Source organism: Ancylobacter sp. Lp-2 (assembly GCF_020523795.1).
Classification (GTDB): domain Bacteria; phylum Pseudomonadota; class Alphaproteobacteria; order Rhizobiales; family Xanthobacteraceae; genus Ancylobacter.
The window spans coordinates 370,808-388,231 of record NZ_JAJALI010000001.1; the positions used below are offsets into that span (position 1 = coordinate 370,808).

16 protein-coding genes are annotated in these 17,424 nt (G+C 70.2%); 6 read left to right on the forward strand and 10 right to left on the reverse strand.

What is annotated here, in order from left to right:
* Positions 1-147: 147 nt before the first annotated feature.
* Positions 148-1,131, reverse strand: a complete 984-nt coding sequence (gene htpX, locus LGR54_RS01755; RefSeq protein ID WP_230360259.1) for a zinc metalloprotease HtpX — start codon at positions 1,129-1,131, stop codon at positions 148-150.
* Between the two features lie 177 nt (positions 1,132-1,308).
* Here htpX and LGR54_RS01760 point away from each other — a divergent pair, with 177 nt between their 5' ends.
* The gene (locus LGR54_RS01760) at positions 1,309-1,521 is read left to right on the forward strand and encodes a DUF1674 domain-containing protein (RefSeq protein WP_230360260.1); all 213 of its coding nucleotides are present in this window, start codon (positions 1,309-1,311) and stop codon (positions 1,519-1,521) included.
* Positions 1,522-1,578: 57 nt separating this feature from the next.
* Here LGR54_RS01760 and arfB read toward each other — a convergent pair whose 3' ends face one another.
* The 3 genes from arfB to LGR54_RS01775 all read right to left on the reverse strand — a co-directional run bounded on the left by arfB (position 1,579) and on the right by LGR54_RS01775 (position 3,382).
* Positions 1,579-2,010, reverse strand: coding sequence for an alternative ribosome rescue aminoacyl-tRNA hydrolase ArfB (arfB, locus tag LGR54_RS01765; protein ID WP_214007940.1), 432 nt, complete (start codon positions 2,008-2,010; stop codon positions 1,579-1,581).
* Between the two features lie 114 nt (positions 2,011-2,124).
* Positions 2,125-2,613 carry a cyclic nucleotide-binding domain-containing protein gene (locus LGR54_RS01770; RefSeq protein ID WP_230360261.1) on the reverse strand — a complete coding sequence of 163 codons (489 nt, stop codon included), beginning with the start codon at positions 2,611-2,613 and terminating at the stop codon, positions 2,125-2,127.
* Between the two features lie 82 nt (positions 2,614-2,695).
* The gene (locus LGR54_RS01775; protein WP_230360262.1) at positions 2,696-3,382 is read right to left on the reverse strand and encodes a response regulator transcription factor; all 687 of its coding nucleotides are present in this window, start codon (positions 3,380-3,382) and stop codon (positions 2,696-2,698) included.
* A gap of 166 nt (positions 3,383-3,548) precedes the next feature.
* Between LGR54_RS01775 and LGR54_RS01780 the strand changes: the two genes are divergently transcribed.
* Positions 3,549-4,118: a L,D-transpeptidase gene (locus LGR54_RS01780; protein ID WP_370638105.1), complete on the forward strand. Its 570-nt coding sequence runs from the start codon at positions 3,549-3,551 to the stop codon at positions 4,116-4,118.
* 19 nt (positions 4,119-4,137) lie between these two features.
* Here LGR54_RS01780 and LGR54_RS01785 read toward each other — a convergent pair whose 3' ends face one another.
* Positions 4,138-4,836: a YggS family pyridoxal phosphate-dependent enzyme gene (locus LGR54_RS01785; RefSeq protein WP_230360264.1), complete on the reverse strand. Its 699-nt coding sequence runs from the start codon at positions 4,834-4,836 to the stop codon at positions 4,138-4,140.
* A 241-nt stretch (positions 4,837-5,077) separates the two neighbouring features.
* On the opposite strand from LGR54_RS01785, the gene LGR54_RS25930 reads away from it, so the two are divergent.
* From LGR54_RS25930 to holA, 4 genes are all read left to right on the forward strand, one after another.
* Entirely contained in the window at positions 5,078-6,712 is a 1,635-nt protein-coding gene (locus LGR54_RS25930) for a sensor domain-containing diguanylate cyclase (protein ID WP_230360265.1), read from the forward strand.
* Positions 6,713-6,833: 121 nt separating this feature from the next.
* Positions 6,834-9,473, forward strand: coding sequence for a leucine--tRNA ligase (gene leuS / locus LGR54_RS01795; protein ID WP_230360266.1), 2,640 nt, complete (start codon positions 6,834-6,836; stop codon positions 9,471-9,473).
* A complete protein-coding gene (locus LGR54_RS01800; RefSeq protein WP_230360267.1) occupies positions 9,460-10,104 on the forward strand; it encodes a hypothetical protein in 645 nt (214 codons plus the stop codon). The genes leuS and LGR54_RS01800 overlap by 14 nt, the downstream gene beginning before the upstream one ends.
* Before the next feature lie 6 nt (positions 10,105-10,110).
* A complete protein-coding gene (gene holA, locus LGR54_RS01805) occupies positions 10,111-11,136 on the forward strand; it encodes a DNA polymerase III subunit delta (protein WP_230360268.1) in 1,026 nt (341 codons plus the stop codon).
* A 34-nt stretch (positions 11,137-11,170) separates the two neighbouring features.
* Here the strand turns inward: holA and LGR54_RS01810 are convergent, their stop codons facing one another.
* From LGR54_RS01810 to mnmE, 5 genes are all read right to left on the reverse strand, one after another.
* Entirely contained in the window at positions 11,171-12,082 is a 912-nt protein-coding gene (locus tag LGR54_RS01810; protein ID WP_230360269.1) for a ParB/RepB/Spo0J family partition protein, read from the reverse strand.
* A 19-nt stretch (positions 12,083-12,101) separates the two neighbouring features.
* Complete coding sequence (locus LGR54_RS01815; RefSeq protein ID WP_255607144.1) at positions 12,102-12,989, reverse strand: ParA family protein; 888 nt, start codon at positions 12,987-12,989, stop codon at positions 12,102-12,104.
* Positions 12,990-13,055: 66 nt separating this feature from the next.
* The gene (gene rsmG, locus LGR54_RS01820) at positions 13,056-13,733 is read right to left on the reverse strand and encodes a 16S rRNA (guanine(527)-N(7))-methyltransferase RsmG (RefSeq protein ID WP_230360270.1); all 678 of its coding nucleotides are present in this window, start codon (positions 13,731-13,733) and stop codon (positions 13,056-13,058) included.
* Positions 13,734-13,853: 120 nt separating this feature from the next.
* A complete protein-coding gene (gene mnmG / locus LGR54_RS01825; RefSeq protein ID WP_230360271.1) occupies positions 13,854-15,704 on the reverse strand; it encodes a tRNA uridine-5-carboxymethylaminomethyl(34) synthesis enzyme MnmG in 1,851 nt (616 codons plus the stop codon).
* Positions 15,705-16,001: 297 nt separating this feature from the next.
* Positions 16,002-17,375, reverse strand: coding sequence for a tRNA uridine-5-carboxymethylaminomethyl(34) synthesis GTPase MnmE (gene mnmE / locus LGR54_RS01830; protein ID WP_230360771.1), 1,374 nt, complete (start codon positions 17,373-17,375; stop codon positions 16,002-16,004).
* Between the last annotated feature and the right edge of the window lie 49 nt (positions 17,376-17,424).

The window sequence follows — 17,424 nt, forward strand, 5'->3', positions numbered from 1 at the left end:
AGGCGCATCGACGGCGCCTCTGATAGCCGCGAAGTCGCGGTTTTTCAAGCGTGCCGCCGGCATTGCGTGGAATATGGCACCGCGCACCCCTCGATGCCCCCCGGCCAAGCCCCCGCCCTCCGGCCGAAGCCCGCCCCGAAGCGCGGCTCAGCCCCAGGGGCCGCGCCGCCCGCCCTCCTCGCCGCCGCGCCCCCACGGATCGGACGACGGTCGCGCCGTCGCGGCGCCGCCGCCGTCCGGTCGGCCGCCCCAGCCGGCCCCGGCCGGGGCCGGGGCCGAAGCGCCCATCTCCTGCGCCAGCGCCTGCAACGCGGCGATGCGGTTCTCGGTGGCGGGGTGGGTGGAAAACAGATTGTCCATCCGCTCGCCCGACAGCGGGTTGATGATGAACATATGCGCGGTGGCCGGATTGCGCTCGGCCTCCATGTTCGGCACCTGGTGGGCAAAATTGGCGATCTTGCCCAGCGCCGAGGCGAGCCACAGCGGCTGGCCGCAGATCAGCGCGCCGGTGCGGTCGGCGACATATTCGCGCGAGCGCGACACCGCCATCTGCACCACCATGGCCGCCAACGGCGCGAGCACCATCATCAGGATGGTGCCGATGATGCCGAACGGGTTGTTGTTGTTCTCCCGGCTATGGCCGAAGAACATCGCGAAATTCGCCAGCATCGAGATGGCGCCGGCGAGCGTCGCAGTGATGGTCATGGTCAGCGTGTCGTAATGCTTGATGTGCGCCAGCTCGTGCGCCATCACCCCGGCGACCTCCTCGCGCGACAGCGCGTTGAGGAGGCCGGTGGTCGCCGCCACCGCGGCGTTCTGCGGGTTACGGCCGGTGGCAAAGGCGTTGGGCTGCGGGTTGTCGATGATGTAGACGCGCGGCATCGGCAATTCGGCACGCGCCGCCAGCTGCTCGATCATGCCGACGAATTCCGGCGCGCTGGCGCGATCGACCTCGCGGGCGCCGTACATCGACAGCACCATGCGATCGGAATTCCAGTAGCTGAACAGATTCATGCCGGCGGCGACCACCAGCGCGATCATCATGCCGCTCGATCCGCCGATCAGGTAGCCGACCGCCATGAACAGCGCGGTCATCCCCGCCAGCAGGATCGCCGTGCGAAAATAGTTCATCGCTTTCCTCGTCCGGCGCCGCTCCGGCGGCACCCGTGCTGGAAATAGGATGGGAAGCCCCGCCGGCTACCGCAAGGGAGCCGGGCCGCGCCGGGCCGTTGCCCCAACACCATCGGAGCAACTGCCCGGCCACCCGCCGGCTTGACGCCGCCCCGCGCGCGATGCTTCCAATGAGCCATGGACGAGAACACCAAGGCCCCCGCATCCCCGTCGCCGGCTCCGGCCCGCGAGCTCCCCCCCGCCGCCCGCCGCGCGCTGGAGGAGGCTGCCGCCCGCCGCGCCGCTGAGGGCACGCCGGCGCCGCTGCCGAAGGAGATCGACGGGCGCGGCGGCCCCGAGCCGGTGCGCTATGGCGACTGGGAAGTGAAGGGCATCGCCTCGGATTTCTGAGGCCGCGCCAAGTCTCCCTCACCGACAAGCCTTCCCCGCCGCCTGATCGTTCGCCGCCTAGTCTTCCGCGCCGCCGCCCGGCTTGTCGCGCCGGAGCGCCTTGACGCCGGAACGCTTGGCCTTGCCCTCCAGCCGGCGGATCTTCGAGCCGAGCGTCGGCCGGGTCGGCCGGCGGGTGATCGGCACCACCGCCGCCTCCCGGATCATCTCGACCAGCCGGGCGAGGGCGTCCTCGCGGTTGCGCTCCTGGGTGCGGAAGCGCTGGGCGGAGATCACGATCACCCCGTCATTGGTGAGCCGCTTGCCGGCGATCTTCTCCAGCCGCTCCTTCACCGCCTCCGGCAGGTTCGGCGAGGAGCGCACGTCGAAGCGCAGCTGCACCGCGCTCGACACCTTGTTGACGTTCTGCCCGCCCGGCCCGGAGGCGCGCACGAACACCTCGACGATCTCCTCCTCGGCGAGGCTGATGCGGTTGGTGACGGGGATCATCGCGCCGGTCCGGGCTGGAGCTTGGTCAGGTCGCCCGAAATATCCCGGCACGGCAGGAAAAGCGACAAGGCAACGAAAGGCCGGCGAAGCGCGGCCAGTCCCGGGCGCGGTGCCTCAGCGCCCGCCGGACGGGGCGCCGATCTCGTCGAGCCGCCGGCGCACGCTCTCCAGCTGGCCGAGCGTGACGCTCACCCGCTCGCTCAGCGCCTCGGCGATGCGCACCGCCGATTCCGGGTAGCTCTCCACCGTGCGCATGAAGATCACGCGCGGAATGCGCAGCACCGCCGAAGGCGCCAGCGCCGTGGCGGTGGCCGGGCGCTTGGTGTCGGTGATCAGCGCGATCTCGCCGAGCAGCGTGCCGGGACCGACGTCCTCGCTATGGCCGGGCTTGGCGCTGCGTGCCGGGTTCTCGTGGCACACCCGCAGCCGGCCGGTCACCACCACATAGGCGGCGTCGGCGAACTGGCCCTCGCGGAACAGCACCTCACCTTCGTTGAGGCGGCGCGTATCGGCGCTGATGGCGATCACGCGCAGTCCCTCGCGGCCGAGCAGCTGCAGCAGCGGCACGCCTTCGAGTAGCGCGATGTCGTCCTCGATGGCCATCGGGCGGGCCAACCTCCAGCGCACGGACGCGAATCATCCGCGCGAATCAGATTCACCGGTAAGTGAATCACCTGACGCGCGGTCAGGGTACCAGTTTGTAGCCGCCAGCCTCGGTCGCCAGCAGATTCGGGTGGGACGGATCCTTCTCGATCTTCTGCCGCAGCCGGTAGATATGCGTCTCCAGCGTGTGGGTGGTGACGCCGGAATTGTAGCCCCACACCTCCTGCAGCAGGATCTCGCGCGCCACCGGCTTCTTCCCCGCGCGGTAGAGATAGCGCAGGATCGCCGTCTCCTTCTCGGTGAGGCGGATCTTGGAGTTGCGCTCGGTCACCAGCATCTTGGCGCCGGGGCGGAAAGTGTACGGCCCGATGGTGAACACCGCGTCCTCGCTCGCCTCATGCGAGCGCATCTGCGCCCGCAGCCGGGCGAGCAGCACCGCGAAGCGGAACGGCTTGGCCACATAGTCGTTGGCGCCGGCTTCCAGCCCCATGATGGTGTCGCTGTCGGTATCGTGGCCGGTGAGCATGATCACCGGCGCCTTGAAGCCCTTCTGGCGCATGGCGCGCACGGCCTCGCGGCCGTCGCCGTCCGGCAGGCCGACATCCATCAGCACCAGGTCGATACGGCCAGTGTCGACGGCTTCCTGCGCGGCGCGCACGCTGTCGGCGGATACTACCTCGAACTCGTCATAGAGGGCGAGCTGCTCCACCAGGGCCTCACGCAGTTCCTTGTCGTCATCGACCACCAGAACCCTTTGAGCATTCGCCATCTGTCAATTTCCGATCGCTTGAGTTGCGCTGCCTGTCCCGTCGTCCGAAACCCGGCGTGATATCAGCTTCGTCGTCGATCACGCTCCCGGACTAGGCAGGCTCGGCACCTTCGGCAAGAGTGACCGCATCGCTAAAAGGCGATACGGCCCGGCTCGTGACGTGATCGTGAACGGAAAACGCGTGAAGAAGAAGAGCTTTCGCAAACAAAAGCCGGGGACGATCTCCCGGCTCCAAGTGGTGTCCCGCCCCGGATGCCCCACGCGCGGCCTCGTTCTCGCCCCCGGATTCGCCGCCCCGGTAGCGCTCGGCCGCGGCGGTATCCGCCACGACAAGCGTGAGGGCGACGGCGCCACCCCGGCCGGCACCTGGCACCCGCTCGAGCTGCGCTGGCGCGCCGATCACGGCCGGCGGCCGGCAAGCGGCCTGCCGCTGCGCCGCACCCGGCCGGACGATCTGTGGTGCGACGCGCCGGCGCATGGGCGCTACAACCGGCCGGTGCGCGCGCCCTTCGGCCCCTCGCATGAGGAGATGTGGCGGCCGGACCGCCTCTACGATCTGGTACTGGTGCTCGATCACAACCAGCGCCCGCGCCGCGCCCAGCGCGGATCGGCGGTGTTCGTCCATCTGGCGCGCGAGGGCTTCGAGCCCACCGCCGGCTGCATCGCCTTCCGCCGCGCCGACCTCATGCGGCTATTGCCGCGCATCGGCCCGCGCACCGCCCTCGTCGTCGGCTGAGCCGCGCCGGTCAACGTCCTCAGCGCGTCCCGAAAATGGCGCTGCCGACCCGCACATGGGTGGCGCCCAGCGCCACCGCGGTCTCGTAGTCGCCGCTCATCCCCATGGAGAGCACCGGCAGCCCGTTGCGCCGGGCGATGGTGGCCAGCAGCGCGAAATGCGGCGCCGCCGGCTCACCGGCCGGCGGGATGCACATCAGCCCGTCCACCGCGAGGCCATACTCCTCGCGGCAGGCCTTGAGGAAGCCATCGGCCTCCAGCGGCGCCACGCCGGCCTTTTGCGGCTCCTCGCCGGTATTGATCTGCACCAGCAGCCGCGGCGCCGGCCGGCCGCTCTTCGGGATCTCCTTGGCGAGCTCCTTCGCCAGCGAGGCCCGGTCCAGCGTGTGGATCACATCGAACAACGCCAGCGCCTCGCGCACCTTGTTGCTCTGCAGCGGCCCGATCAGGTGCAGCTCGACATCGGGATAGTCCGCCTTCAGCTCCGGCCATTTCGCCTTGGCCTCCTGCACCCGGTTCTCGCCGAAGCGGCGCTGCCCGGCCTCCAGCGCCGGACGGATGGCGTCGGCGTCGAAGGTCTTGGACACCGCCACCAGTTTCGCGGCGTCCTCCGGCCGTCCGGCGTCGCGGCAGGCGCGGGCGATGGCGGCGCGCACCTCGGCGAGGTGCAGGGGAACGGTCGAGGCGACGGGCGAACCAGCGGGAGAGGCAGCAGTCATGGCGAGCTTCCTTCGGGCGGCGGGCGAACCAGACGCCTCATATGCCAAGCAATGGCGCGATTTGACAGCCACCGCGCGGGATTTCGCGCACCTATCCTTGCCGGGTGGCGGCACTCGGGGTAGCCTCAGACATCACAGGCCCGAGCACGCACGACATTCGGTGACGAAAGATCGGGGTGCCGACGAGGCCCCCTCTCCCGGCCCCTTACGATCCCGCGCTCCTTTCACGGTCCGTCCGCGCGTGCGGACCGTCAGCCTCCGGGTGCGCCTCGCCGCCTTCGTCATCCTGGCGATGGCCCTGCTCGTCGCCGAGCGGACCTCCAGCATTGTCGGCCTGCACCAGGAACGGCTCGCCGCCGCGCGCACGCAGGTGCTCGACGTGGTGGAGCAGGGCGTCGGCAACTACAATCTGGCGCTGGTCGCCGCGCGCTCCATGCTCGCCACCGTGGCATCGCAGGTCGGCGAGCAGTTCTGCCCGGACCTGCCGGCCATATTGGCGGTGTCGGGCTCCGTCGAATCGCTGTTCGTCGCCAATGCCGACGGCCTCATCGTCTGCGGCACCACCGAGAAGGCGGTCGGCCTGAGCGTCGCCAACCGCGACTATTTCAAGATCGCCATGCGCGGCATCGCCAATCTCGACCCCGTGCCGCAGCGTCTGCTCGACCCGATGCCGGCGATCTATCTCGCCCAGCCGCTGTTCGACGATGACGGCATGCCGCGCGGCGCCGTGATGGCACGCCTCGGCATCGACGAATTGTTCCCGAAATCCTTCGCCAACCAGCTGGGCAGCGATGCCGAGGCCATCGTCGTCGATGCCGCCGGCCTCACCCTCACCGCCTTTCCCGATCGCCATCAGCTGGTGGGCCGCACGCTCGCCGGCACCGGTCCGGTGCGCGCGGCCATGGCCCGCAGCCAGGGCACCGTCACCGCTGCCGGACCGGACGGCCGCATGCGGCTGTACGGTTTCGGCCGCCTGCCCGCCAGCAACATGCATCTCATCGTCGGCATCGATCTGACAGCGGTGACGCGCGACGTCGAGCGCGCCACCTGGCGGGCGGGGGCGACGCTGCTCGCCGCCATCGCCATGCTGCTGGCCGGGCTGTGGATCGCCGGCGAGAGGCTGATCGTCGCCCCGGTACAGGCGCTGTCACGCCGGCTCACCCGCTTCGGCCAGGGCAAACGCGACGACGATCCCCGCGAGGGCGGTCGGGTGGTGATCACCGAACTGGCACCGCTGGCCTCGGCCTTCGAGGCGATGGCGGAAGAGCTGACCCATCGCGAGGAGGCGCTGCGCAGCGCCAACAGGCGGCTCAGCTCGCTGGCCAGTCTCGATCCGCTCACCGGCATCGCCAACCGGCGCAGCTTCGACGCCGTCTTTGCCGTCCAGTGGAGCACCGCGCGTCATCTCGGCGTGCTGATGATCGATATCGACGATTTCAAGCTCTACAATGACCATTACGGCCATATGGACGGCGACCGCTGCCTCCACCGCATCGCCCAGGCGCTCGCCGGCGCAGTGGCCGGCACCGATGTGATCGCCCGCATCGGTGGCGAGGAATTCGCCGTACTGCTGCCCGGTGCCACCCTCGCTTCGGCGGCCGAGCTCGCCGAGCGGCTGCGGCTGGCGGTCGAGGAACTCGGCATCGACCACGCCCCCTCGCTGAGGGGGCCGGTCACCGTCAGCATCGGCTGTGCCACCTGCGCGCCGGCGCCGGGCCTGTATGGCGGCGACCTGATGCTGGCGGCCGACCAGGCGCTCTATGCCGCCAAGCAGGCGGGCCGCAACCGGGTCCGGCTCGGCGGCTCGGTCCGACCGGCCGGCCAGGGCCCTGGAACCGCCTCCGCCACCGCCGGCCGGGGCGCCGCCGGAGGTTGACCGAAGCGCCGACTTCGTGCCCTAGTCCGGCGCCGCCAGTCCTTGCGCGCGATTTTCCGCGCGCGGGCGGCCCGCCATCCCCGCCCGCTTCCCACCGACCGTGACGACAAGACCGGCTTCCATGACATCGCCTTCGCCCCAGCCTTCGACCACCACTGAGCGTTACAATGCCCGCGAGGCCGAGCCCCGCTGGCAGAAGATCTGGGACGAGCGCGGCATCTACCGCACGGCCAATGACGATCCGCGGCCGAAATACTATGTGCTGGAGATGTTCCCCTATCCGTCGGGGCGCATCCATATCGGCCATGGCCGCAACTACGTCATGGGCGACGTGGTGGCGCGCTTCAAGCGGATGAAGGGCTTCAACGTCCTGCACCCGATGGGCTGGGACGCCTTCGGCCTGCCGGCCGAGAACGCCGCCATCGAGCGCAACACCCATCCGGGCAAGTGGACCTACGAGAACATCGCCACCATGCGCGAGCAGCTCAAGCTGCTCGGCCTGTCGCTCGACTGGTCGCGCGAGATCGCAACCTGCGATCCGTCCTATTACGGCGAGCAGCAGCGCATCTTCCTGCAGTTCCTCAAGGCCGGCTTCGTCTATCGCCGCGAGAGCGAGGTCAACTGGGACCCGGTCGACAACACCGTGCTCGCCAACGAGCAGGTGATCGATGGCCGCGGCTGGCGCTCCGGCGCTCTCGTCGAGCGCCGCAAGCTCGCCCAGTGGTTCTTCCGCATCTCCGACGCCTCCGAGGAGCTGCTCGCCGGCCTCGACACGCTGGAGCGCTGGCCGGACAAGGTGCGCCTGATGCAGCGCAACTGGATCGGCCGCTCCGAGGGCCTGCATGTCCGCTTCGCGGTGGAGAACGCTCCCGCGGAGCTGCCGCAGGAGATCAAGGTCTACACCACCCGCCCGGACACGCTGTTCGGCGCCTCCTTCCTGGCGCTGTCGCCCGGCCACCCGCTCACCGAGGCGCTGGCGGCCAAGGATCCGGCGCTAAAGGCGTTCGTCGAGGAGTGCCGTCGCGGCGGCACCTCCACCGCCGAGATCGAGACGCAGGAGAAGATGGGCTACGACACCGGCCTGAAGGTCGCCCATCCGCTGGGCGGCCCCTCGGTGCCGGTCTATGTCGCCAATTTCGTGCTGATGGACTACGGCACCGGCGCCATCTTCGGCTGCCCGGCGCATGACCAGCGCGACTTCGACTTCGCCACCAAGTACCGCCTGCCGATCGTGCCGGTGGTGCTGCCGACCGGCGCCGATCCGGCGCAGTTCTCGGTGGCCGACGGCCCCTATGACGGCGACGGCACGCTGTTCAATTCCGGTTTCCTCGACGGCAATAACGTGCCGCAGGCCAAGGAAGCCGTGGCGCTGCGCCTCGAGAACGAGATCGCCGGCAATGCGCCGGTCGGCGAGCGGGCGGTCAACTACCGCCTGCGCGACTGGGGCATCTCGCGCCAGCGCTATTGGGGCTGCCCGATCCCGGTCATCCATTGCGAGAGCTGCGGCCCGGTGGCGGTGCCCGAGGACCAGCTTCCGGTGCGGCTGCCGGAGGACGTCACCTTCGACCAGCCCGGCAACCCGCTCGACCGGCACCCGACGTGGAAGCACGTCGACTGCCCGCACTGCGGCGCCAAGGCGCGGCGCGAGACCGACACCATGGACACCTTCGTGGATTCGTCCTGGTACTTCGCCCGCTTCGCCTCCCAGCCCGACACCGCGCCCCTGCAGAAGGACGCCGCCGACGCCTGGCTCGCCGTCGACCAGTATATCGGCGGCATCGAGCACGCGATCCTGCACCTGCTCTATTCGCGCTTCTTCACCCGCACGCTGGCGAAGATCGGCCGCGTCTCGGTGAAGGAGCCGTTCGCCGGCCTGTTCACGCAGGGCATGATCGTCCACGAGACCTACAAGGACACCGCCGGCAAGTGGCTGTTCCCCGAGGAGGTCGAGAAGCGGCCGGACGGCACCGCCGTGCGCGTCGGCACCGATGAGCCGGTCACCGTCGGCGCGCCGGAGAAGATGTCGAAGTCGAAGCGCAACGTCGTGCCGCCGGAAGTGGTGGCCGACACCTATGGCGTCGACTGCGCCCGTTGGTTCATGCTCTCCGACACCCCGCCGGAGCGCGACAGCGAATGGACCAGCGCCGGCATCGAGGGCGCCTGGCGCTTCGTGCAACGCATCTGGCGGCTGGTCGGCGACACCGTCGCGCTGGCCCCGGCCGGCCTCGCCGCGCCCGGTGATTTCGGCGCCGAATCGACCGCGCTGCGCCGCGCCTCCCATCGCCTCGCCGTCCAGGTGGCCGATGATATCGAGCGCCTGCGCTTCAACGTCGCCGTCGCCCGCGTGCATGGCTTCGCCAACGAGTTCGGCGACGCGCTGACGGTGGCGCGCAAGGCCGGCACGGCGGCCCCCGACCTCGCCTTCGCCCTGCGCGAGGCGGCGTCGATCCTGGTGTCGGTGGTGGCGCCGATGGTGCCGCATCTCGCCGAGGAATGCTGGACGGTGCTCGGCCAGGAAGGTCTCGCCGCCACCGCCCATTGGCCGGCCAGCGATCCCGCTCTGCTGGTCGACGACACCGTGACGCTGCCGATCCAGATCAACGGCAAGCGGCGTGGCGAGATCACCGTGCCGAAGCAGGCGAGCCCCGCCGAGGTCGAGCAGGCGGTACTGGCGCTCGATCTCGTCGCCGAGGCCCTCGACGGGCGCGCGCCGAAGCGTATCATCGTGGTTCCGCAGAGGATCGTGAATGTCGTCGCCTGACCTCCCGCGCAAAGCCGCGCCGTCCCGCCGCCGCCTCATCGCCCTCGCCGGCGTCCTGCTGCTGTCCGGCCTCACCACCGGCTGTTTCCGGCCGATGTACGCCAACAGCACCAACGAGGCCGGCACCGGCCTGCAGGACCAGCTGCGCGACGTCGAGGTGGTGTTCGCCCAGGGGCGTGTCTCCAACGAGGTGCGTAACGACCTGATCTTCGCCCTCACCGGCGGCGCGGGCAACCCGGTCGGCGCGCCCTACCGGCTGGTGCTGAACATCACCGACAACACCAGCTCGGTCATCATCGACCCGGTCTCCGGCCTGCCCGAGGTCGAGATGATCACCGTCGATTCGAAGTGGCAGCTGTTCGAGGCCGGCAACGACAAGAAGCCGGTCACCGCCTCCAACGCCTTTGGCAAGGCCTCGATCGACAGCGGCTACCAGCGCTTCGCCCGGGCCCGCGCCATCCGCGACGCGCAGAACCGCGCCTCCACCGTGGTGGCCGAGACCATCCGCAGCCAGCTGGCGGTGTATTTCACCAACAAGGGCAGCATCGGCGCGGCGGCCGGATCCGCCACCATCACCGATCCCTCCTCGCCCATCATCGGCACGCCCACCTCGGCGCCGCCGAAGAGCTGAGCCCCCATGGTCGCGGTCAGGCCCGGCGACGTCGAGGCCACGCTGTCGCGCATCGATCCGCTGCGGCCGGTGCTGCTGCTGTTCGGGCCGGACACCGGGTTGGTGCGCGAGCGCGCCCGCATCTTCCTCGCCAAGGCCGGGGAAGGCTCCACCGATCCGTTCGGGCTGGTGCGGATCGACGGCGACGACATCGCCGGCGATCCCGGCCGGCTGGTCGACGAAGCCGGCACGGTGGCGCTGTTCGGCGGCCGGCGGGTGATCTCGGTACGTGCCGGCTCCAAGAACATCGTTCCCGCCGTCGAGTCGCTGCTGGCCATGCCGGGTCTCGACGCGGTGGTGGTGATCGAGGCCGGCGACCTCAAGAAGGGCGCGCCGCTGCGGGCCAGCTGCGAATCCTCGCCGCGCGCCAATGCCGTCGCCTGCTACGCCGACAGCGAGCGCGATCTCGCCCGGCTGATCGACACCATGACCGCTAGCGCCGGGATCGCCATCGACCGCGACGCCCGAGAGGAGCTGATGTCGCTGCTCGGCGGCGACCGTCTCGCCTCGCGCGGCGAGGTCGAGAAGCTGCTGCTCTACGTCGCCGGCGAGCCGCGCATCACCGCCCAGCATGTGCGCGACATCGTCGGCGATGCCTCGGCGCTCGCGCTCGACGAGGTGGTCGACAACGCGCTCGCCGGCCTCTCGGCCGAGTCCGCTACCGCCTACCGCAAGGCGCTGGGCGAAGGCATGCGCGGCGACGTTATCCTCGGCTCGGTGGCCCGCGCCGCCCAGGGGCTGCATCTGATGCGGCTCGGCATCGAGGCGGGCGGCAGCGTCGAGCGGGCCATGGAGGGTGCCCGCCCGGCGATCCATTTCCGCCGCAAGCCGCTGGTCGAGAAGGCGCTGCGCTCCTGGACCGCCGCCCGGTTGGAAAAGGCGCTGCTCGCCGTCGACGACGCCCTGCTCGCCGCGCGCCGTAACGCATTGCTCGGGCCGGAGCTGGCCGAGCGCGCGCTGTTTCAGCTCGCCGCCGCCGCCCGGCGCGGCTGAGCGCCGTTCGTTTCGCTATCGAATCGGAAGCGGATCAGCCCGCCGACAGCCGGCGGCACAGCTCGTCGAGTTGCTCCAGCGAGGCGTAGCGGATGCGGAGCTCGCCGGCCTTGCCGTCATGGCGCAGGCTGACCGTGAGGCCGAGTACATCCGACAGCTGCTTCTCCAGCGCCTTGGTGTCGGCATCGACCTCGCGCGGCGTGCGCGACTTGCGCGCCGGCTTGCCCTCGGCCTGCGCCTTCGCCTCGTTGAGCTCCTGCGCGAGCGCCTCGACGGCGCGCACATTCAGCCCCTGCTCGACAATGGCGCGGGCGATGGTCTCCGGGTCGTCCTGCGTCAGCAGCGCCCTCGCATGGCCCGCCGACAGCCGCCCATCGGCGAGATAGGCCTTCACGCTGTCCGGCAGCTTCAGGAGCCGCAGCGTGTTGGCGACATGCGAGCGGCTCTTGCCGATCACCCGCGCCAAATCGTTCTGCGAATAGTCGAACTGGTCGGCGAGTTCCTGGTAGCCCGCCGCCTCTTCCAGCGGGTTGAGGTCGGCGCGCTGGACGTTCTCGATGATGGCGATTTCCAGCGCCTCGCGATCGGAGACGTCGACGACGACGATCGGCACCTCGTGCAGGCCGGCGCGCTGCGAGGCGCGCCAGCGGCGCTCGCCGGCGACGATCTCATAGGCGTCGCGCTGGCCCGCCTGCTGGCGCACCACGATCGGCTGGATGATGCCGCGCTCGCGGATCGAATTGGCGAGATCCTCGAGATCCGCCTCGACGAAGGTCCGGCGCGGATTGCGCGGGTTCGGCCGCAGGAAGGCCACCGGCACCCGCCGCGCCGCGCCCGAAGGCGCCGCCCGTTCCGACGCCGCCGGGCTGTCGTCACCGAAATCGCCGATCAGCGCCGCCAGACCGCGACCCAGCCGCGAACGGCCACCATCTTCCGCCATTGCCATGGAGCGCTCCCAGAACCCTTCAGACCGTCGCCGACGCGCGCAGATTGCGCTCGCGCTGGATTATTTCGGATGCGAGACGAAGATAGGCCTGCGACCCCACGCATTTGAGATCGTAGAGCAGCACCGGCTTGCCATAGGACGGCGCTTCCGACACCCGGACATTGCGCGGGATGATCGTCTCGTAGACCTTCTCGCCCATGAACTGCCGCACATCCTCGACCACCTGGTTAGACAGGTTGTTGCGGGCGTCGAACATGGTGAGCACCACGCCATGGATCGACAGGCCGGGATTCAGCGTCTGCCGCACCTGCTCCACCGTCTTCAGCAGTTGCGACAATCCTTCCAGCGCGAAGAACTCGCATTGCAGCGGCACCAGAATGGCGTTCGCCGCCGCCATGGCGTTGACGGTGATCAGGTTCAGCGACGGCGGGCAGTCGATCAGCACATAGCTGAACTCGAAGGATTCGTTACGCAGATGAGACGAATCCGTGTTCAGCCGCCGCACCGCGTCGCGCAGCCGATAGGCACGGTCGCGCACGGTGGCCAGCTCCAGCTCCAGGCCGGAGAGATCCATGGTGGACGGCGCGATATGCAGCCGCGGCACCGCGGTCGGCAGCGCCGCCTGCCGCAGCGTCGCCTCGCCGCACATCACGTCATAGGTGGAGATGCGCCGGTCGCGCCGCTCGATGCCGAGCCCGGTCGAGGCATTGCCCTGCGGGTCGAGATCGATGATCAGCACCGTCTCGCCGATAGCGGCCAGCGCGGTGCCGAGATTGATCGCGGTGGTGGTCTTGCCGACCCCGCCCTTCTGGTTGGCCAGAGCCAGCACCCGCGGCACCGTCGCCGGCGCGCGCGGCGCCAGCGAGGCCGCCTCGCCGGATATCGTTTCGTCGCCGATTTCGCTCATGGTCCGTTCCCGCTTTCGGTGAACCGCCTCTGGTCCGGCCTTCCCAGGCCAATCTCGCGCCGGCTCTCAGCCGCCGTGCCGTGTCGATCCGCTCGGATCGCGATCCAACGGCACCGCCCGTTCGACCATCAGGATGCGCCCGCCGGGATCGGTGAGGCTCTCGGTAATCCTGGCGTCGATTCTCCAAGATTTAGATGACTCGGTCAATTCGTTATCAACATCTTGTCCCTTCAAAAACAGGCCGCGCGCGCCCTGCGCCAGGAAGGGATAGCTGAGTTCGAGCAGTTTCGGCAGCGGCGCCAGCGCCCGGGCGGAGACGATCTCCACCCCGGCGGCGATCTTCGACGCCACCTGCTCGATGCGCATCGGCAGTACGGTGGCCGGCAGTTCGGCGATCCGCGCCGCCTCGCGCAGGAACGCTGCCTTGCGGCTGTCGCTCTCCACCAGCGTCACGTCGGCGCCGTCGCGCTCCGCCAGCACTGCCGCCACCACCAGCCCGGGGAAGCCGCCGCCAGAGCCGAGATCGACCCAGCGCGTCGCCTCGCCAGCCAGCGGCACCAGCTGCAGCGAATCGGCGATGTGGCGGGTCCACAGTTTCGGCAGCGTGCCCGGCGCCACCAGGTTGATGGTGCGCTGCCACTTCTCCAGGAGCGCGGCAATAGCGACCAGGCGGTCCTCTGTTTCACGTGAAACAGGGGTCAGCGCCAGGGCGCGGCGGCGGTCGTCCGAATCGGCGGTCATCATGGCGCCAGCATAGCGCGGGCGGGCGGGTCGGTAAAAACCCGGCGGGCCTTTCCGCGTGCTTATTCCGGCCGCTGTGTCGCGCCGGCAGCGTCAGCACACTCTACGCGGCGGCTTTCGATGTCAGCGCGCCCGGCGCGCATGCGCCGCCAGCAATGCCAGCGCCGCCGGTGTCATGCCGTCGATGCGCCCGGCCTGGCCAATGGTACGGGGCCGAATCGATTCCAGCTTGGCCTTGATCTCGTTGGAAATCCCGGCCAGCCCGCGATAGTCCAGCTCCGGCAGCTCGGCCGCTTCCTCGCGGCGGAACGACGCGATGTCCGCCTCCTGCCGGTGCAGGTAGACGGCATATTTGGCGTCGATCTCCACCTGCTCGCCGATACCCGCATCTTCGGCCGACGCTTCCGGCCAGATGCGGCAGATATCGGCCCAGCCGACATGCGGGTAGGACAACAGGTCGAAGGCGCTGCGCCGCTGGCCGTCGCGATTGAGCGTCAGCCCGTGGCGGTCGCCCTCGGCCGGGGTCAGCGACACCGAGCGGCTCCAGTCCCGCACCCGCTGCAGCGCCTCGAGCTTGCCGGCGAACAGCCGCTCGCGCACGCCGCCGACCAGCCCGAGCTCGACGCCGCGTGCGGTCAGCCGCTGGTCGGCATTATCAGCCCGAAGCGACAGCCGGTATTCGGCGCGCGAGGTGAACATGCGATAGGGCTCGCTCACCCCGCGGGTGACGAGGTCGTCCAGCATCACGCCGATATAGGCAACGCTGCGGTCGAAGGTGGCGCCGTTCATGCCGGCCGCCCGCCGCGCCGCGTTGAGCCCGGCGACCAGCCCTTGCGCCGCCGCCTCCTCATAGCCGGTGGTGCCGTTGATCTGCCCGGCGAGGAACAGGCCCGGCGCCTTCTTCGCCTCCAGCGTGGCGGCGAGCTCGCGCGGATCGACATGGTCGTACTCGATGGCGTAGCCCGGCCGCAGCATCACCACCTTCTCCAGCCCGGGAATGGTAGCGAGCAGCGTCCGCTGCACCTCTTCCGGCAGCGAGGTGGAGATGCCGTTCGGATAGACCGTGGGGTCGTCGAGCCCCTCCGGCTCGAGGAAGATCTGGTGCCCCTCGCGCTCGCCGAAGCGGACGATCTTGTCCTCGATCGACGGGCAGTAGCGCGGGCCGACGCTCTTGATATTGCCGGAATACATCGCCGAGCGGCCGATATTGGCGCGGATCGCCTCATGCGTCGCCGGGGTGGTGCGGGTGATGCCGCACTCCACCTGCGGATTGGTGATGCGCTCGGTCAGCGCCGAAAACGGCTCTGGCGGCTCGTCGCCCGGCTGCATCTCCAGCGATGCCCAGTCGATGGTACGGCCGTCGAGGCGCGGCGGCGTGCCGGTCTTCAGCCGCCCGAGCGTCAGGCCGAGCCGCGCCAGCGTATCGGAGAGCCCGAGCGCCGGCGCCTCGCCCATCCGCCCGGCCGGGGTCTGCCGGTCGCCGATATGGATGAGGCCGTTGAGGAAGGTACCGGTGGTCAGCACCACCGCGCCGGCGGTCAGCGTACGGCCGTCGCGCAGCAGCGCGCCGGCGATGCGACCGGCCTGGATGACGAGGTCGTGCGCCTCGCCCTCGATGACGGTGAGGTTCGGCTGCGCCGCTATCGCCGCCTGCATGGCGCGGGCATAGAGCTTGCGGTCGGCCTGCGCGCGCGGCCCCCGCACGGCCGGACCCTTGCGGCGGTTGAGCAGGCGAAACTGGATGCCGCCCTGGTCGGCGACCCGGCCCATCAGCCCGTCCAGCGCATCGATCTCGCGCACCAGATGCCCCTTGCCGAGTCCGCCGATCGCCGGATTGCACGACATGGCGCCGATGGTGTCGCGACGATGGGTGATCAGCGCCGTGCGGGCGCCGACGCGCGCAGCAGCCGCCGCCGCTTCGGTTCCGGCATGGCCGCCGCCGATCACCAGCACGTCGAAACGCGTGTCGCTCATTGCATTCGGTCCTTCGGGAGTGTCGGCGGGAGTTGAAGCGCCAATTCCGCCGTGACGTCAAGCCGGACGGCCTCCCGGCGCCGGCGGCATCGGGCCGGGACAGGTCCGCCGGGGGTCGCTGCACGGGGTGGCGTTAAGCAGCTCTTTACCCTGATTCACGTGAAACAATTCGGCGGCGAATCGATGAAGTCGCGCGCGAGCCCAAGGCACGGTTTCACGTGAATCCACCCCCACGTGGCGACGCCGGACCCGGTGACCCGCCCACCCGTCACCGGCACGCCCTCATGTCCCCGACCGTCACTTGCCAATGCAGAACTCGCGGAACACCACGTCGAGCAGGTCCTCGACATCGATGGCGCCGGTCACCCGGCCGAGCGCACGGGCGGCGAGCCGCAGCTCCTCGGCGATCAGCTCGTCGCTCAGCGTCTCCCAACCGGATAGCGCCTGCCCGAGATGGCCGGCCGCCTCGGCGACCGCGCCGCGCTGGCGCTCGCGGATCAGCGCCGGGTGCTCGGCACCGGCCGCCCGCGCCGCGACGAAACCGGCCAGCGCCGTGGTGAGCGCGTCGAGCCCTTCCCCCGTGCGCGCCGAGACCGGGAACGCCCGCGCCGCGCCCGGCAGCCGCGCGGCGACCTCAGCGAGGTCGCTCTTGTTGAGCACCAGCCACACTTCCGCGCCCGGCGGCGGGTCGATCTCCGCCGCGACCTCGCCAGCGCCGCCAATGCTGCCGTCATGCACCCACAGCACCAGGTCGGCCGCCTCGATCCGCGCCCGCGCCCGGCGGATGCCCTCGGCTTCCACCATCCCCGTCGCCTCGCGCAGACCGGCAGTGTCGATGAGGATCGCCTTGTGGCCGTCGAGGTCGAGTGCCGCTTCCAGCACGTCACGAGTGGTGCCCGGCTCGTCGGAGACGATGGCGACGTCGCGCGCCGCCAGCGCGTTCATCAGCGACGATTTGCCGGCATTGGGGCGTCCGGCGATGGCCAGCGCCGCCCCCTCGCGCACCATGGCGCCGCGCCGGTCGGCCAGCGCTTGCTGCAATTCGGCCAGCAGCGACTGAAGTCCCGGACGGGCCAGCGCCCGCGCCTCGGCCGGCACGTCCTCCTCGTCGGCGAAGTCGATGCCGGCCTCGACCAGCGCCATGCCGCGCACCAGCGTCGTGCGCCAGGCCGTGACCCGGTCGGCGAGATGACCGAAGGCGTGCGCCAGGGCCTGCCGGCGCTGCTGCGCCGTCTCGGCGGCGATCAGGTCGGCGAGGCCCTCCGCCTCGGCGAGGCTCATCCGGCCATTGAGGAAGGCGCGACGGGAGAATTCGCCGCGCTCGGCCGCCCGCAGCCCTGGCAGCGCGAACAGAGCCGCCAGCACGGCGGCAACCACCGCCCGCCCGCCATGCACCTGGAACTCGGCCATGTCCTCGCCGGTGGCGCTGCCCGGCCCGGGGAACCACAGCACCAGCGCCGAATCCAGCCCCTCGCCGGTGCTGGGATCGGTGAGGCGGGCAAGGCTCGCACGGCGCGGTGGCGGCAGACGTCCGGCCAGTGCCGTCACCGCCGTCCCGGCCTGCGGACCGGAGACCCGGATCACCGCCACCGCCGCCGCGCCCGTGCCGCTCGACACCGCCGCGATGGTGTCCCGGACGCCGCCCTGCGGGGTGCCCGCTTCAGGGGCGATTCTGCTTTCTTCCTGTCCGCTCACCGGCTACGCCCTAAGTTGAAGATTC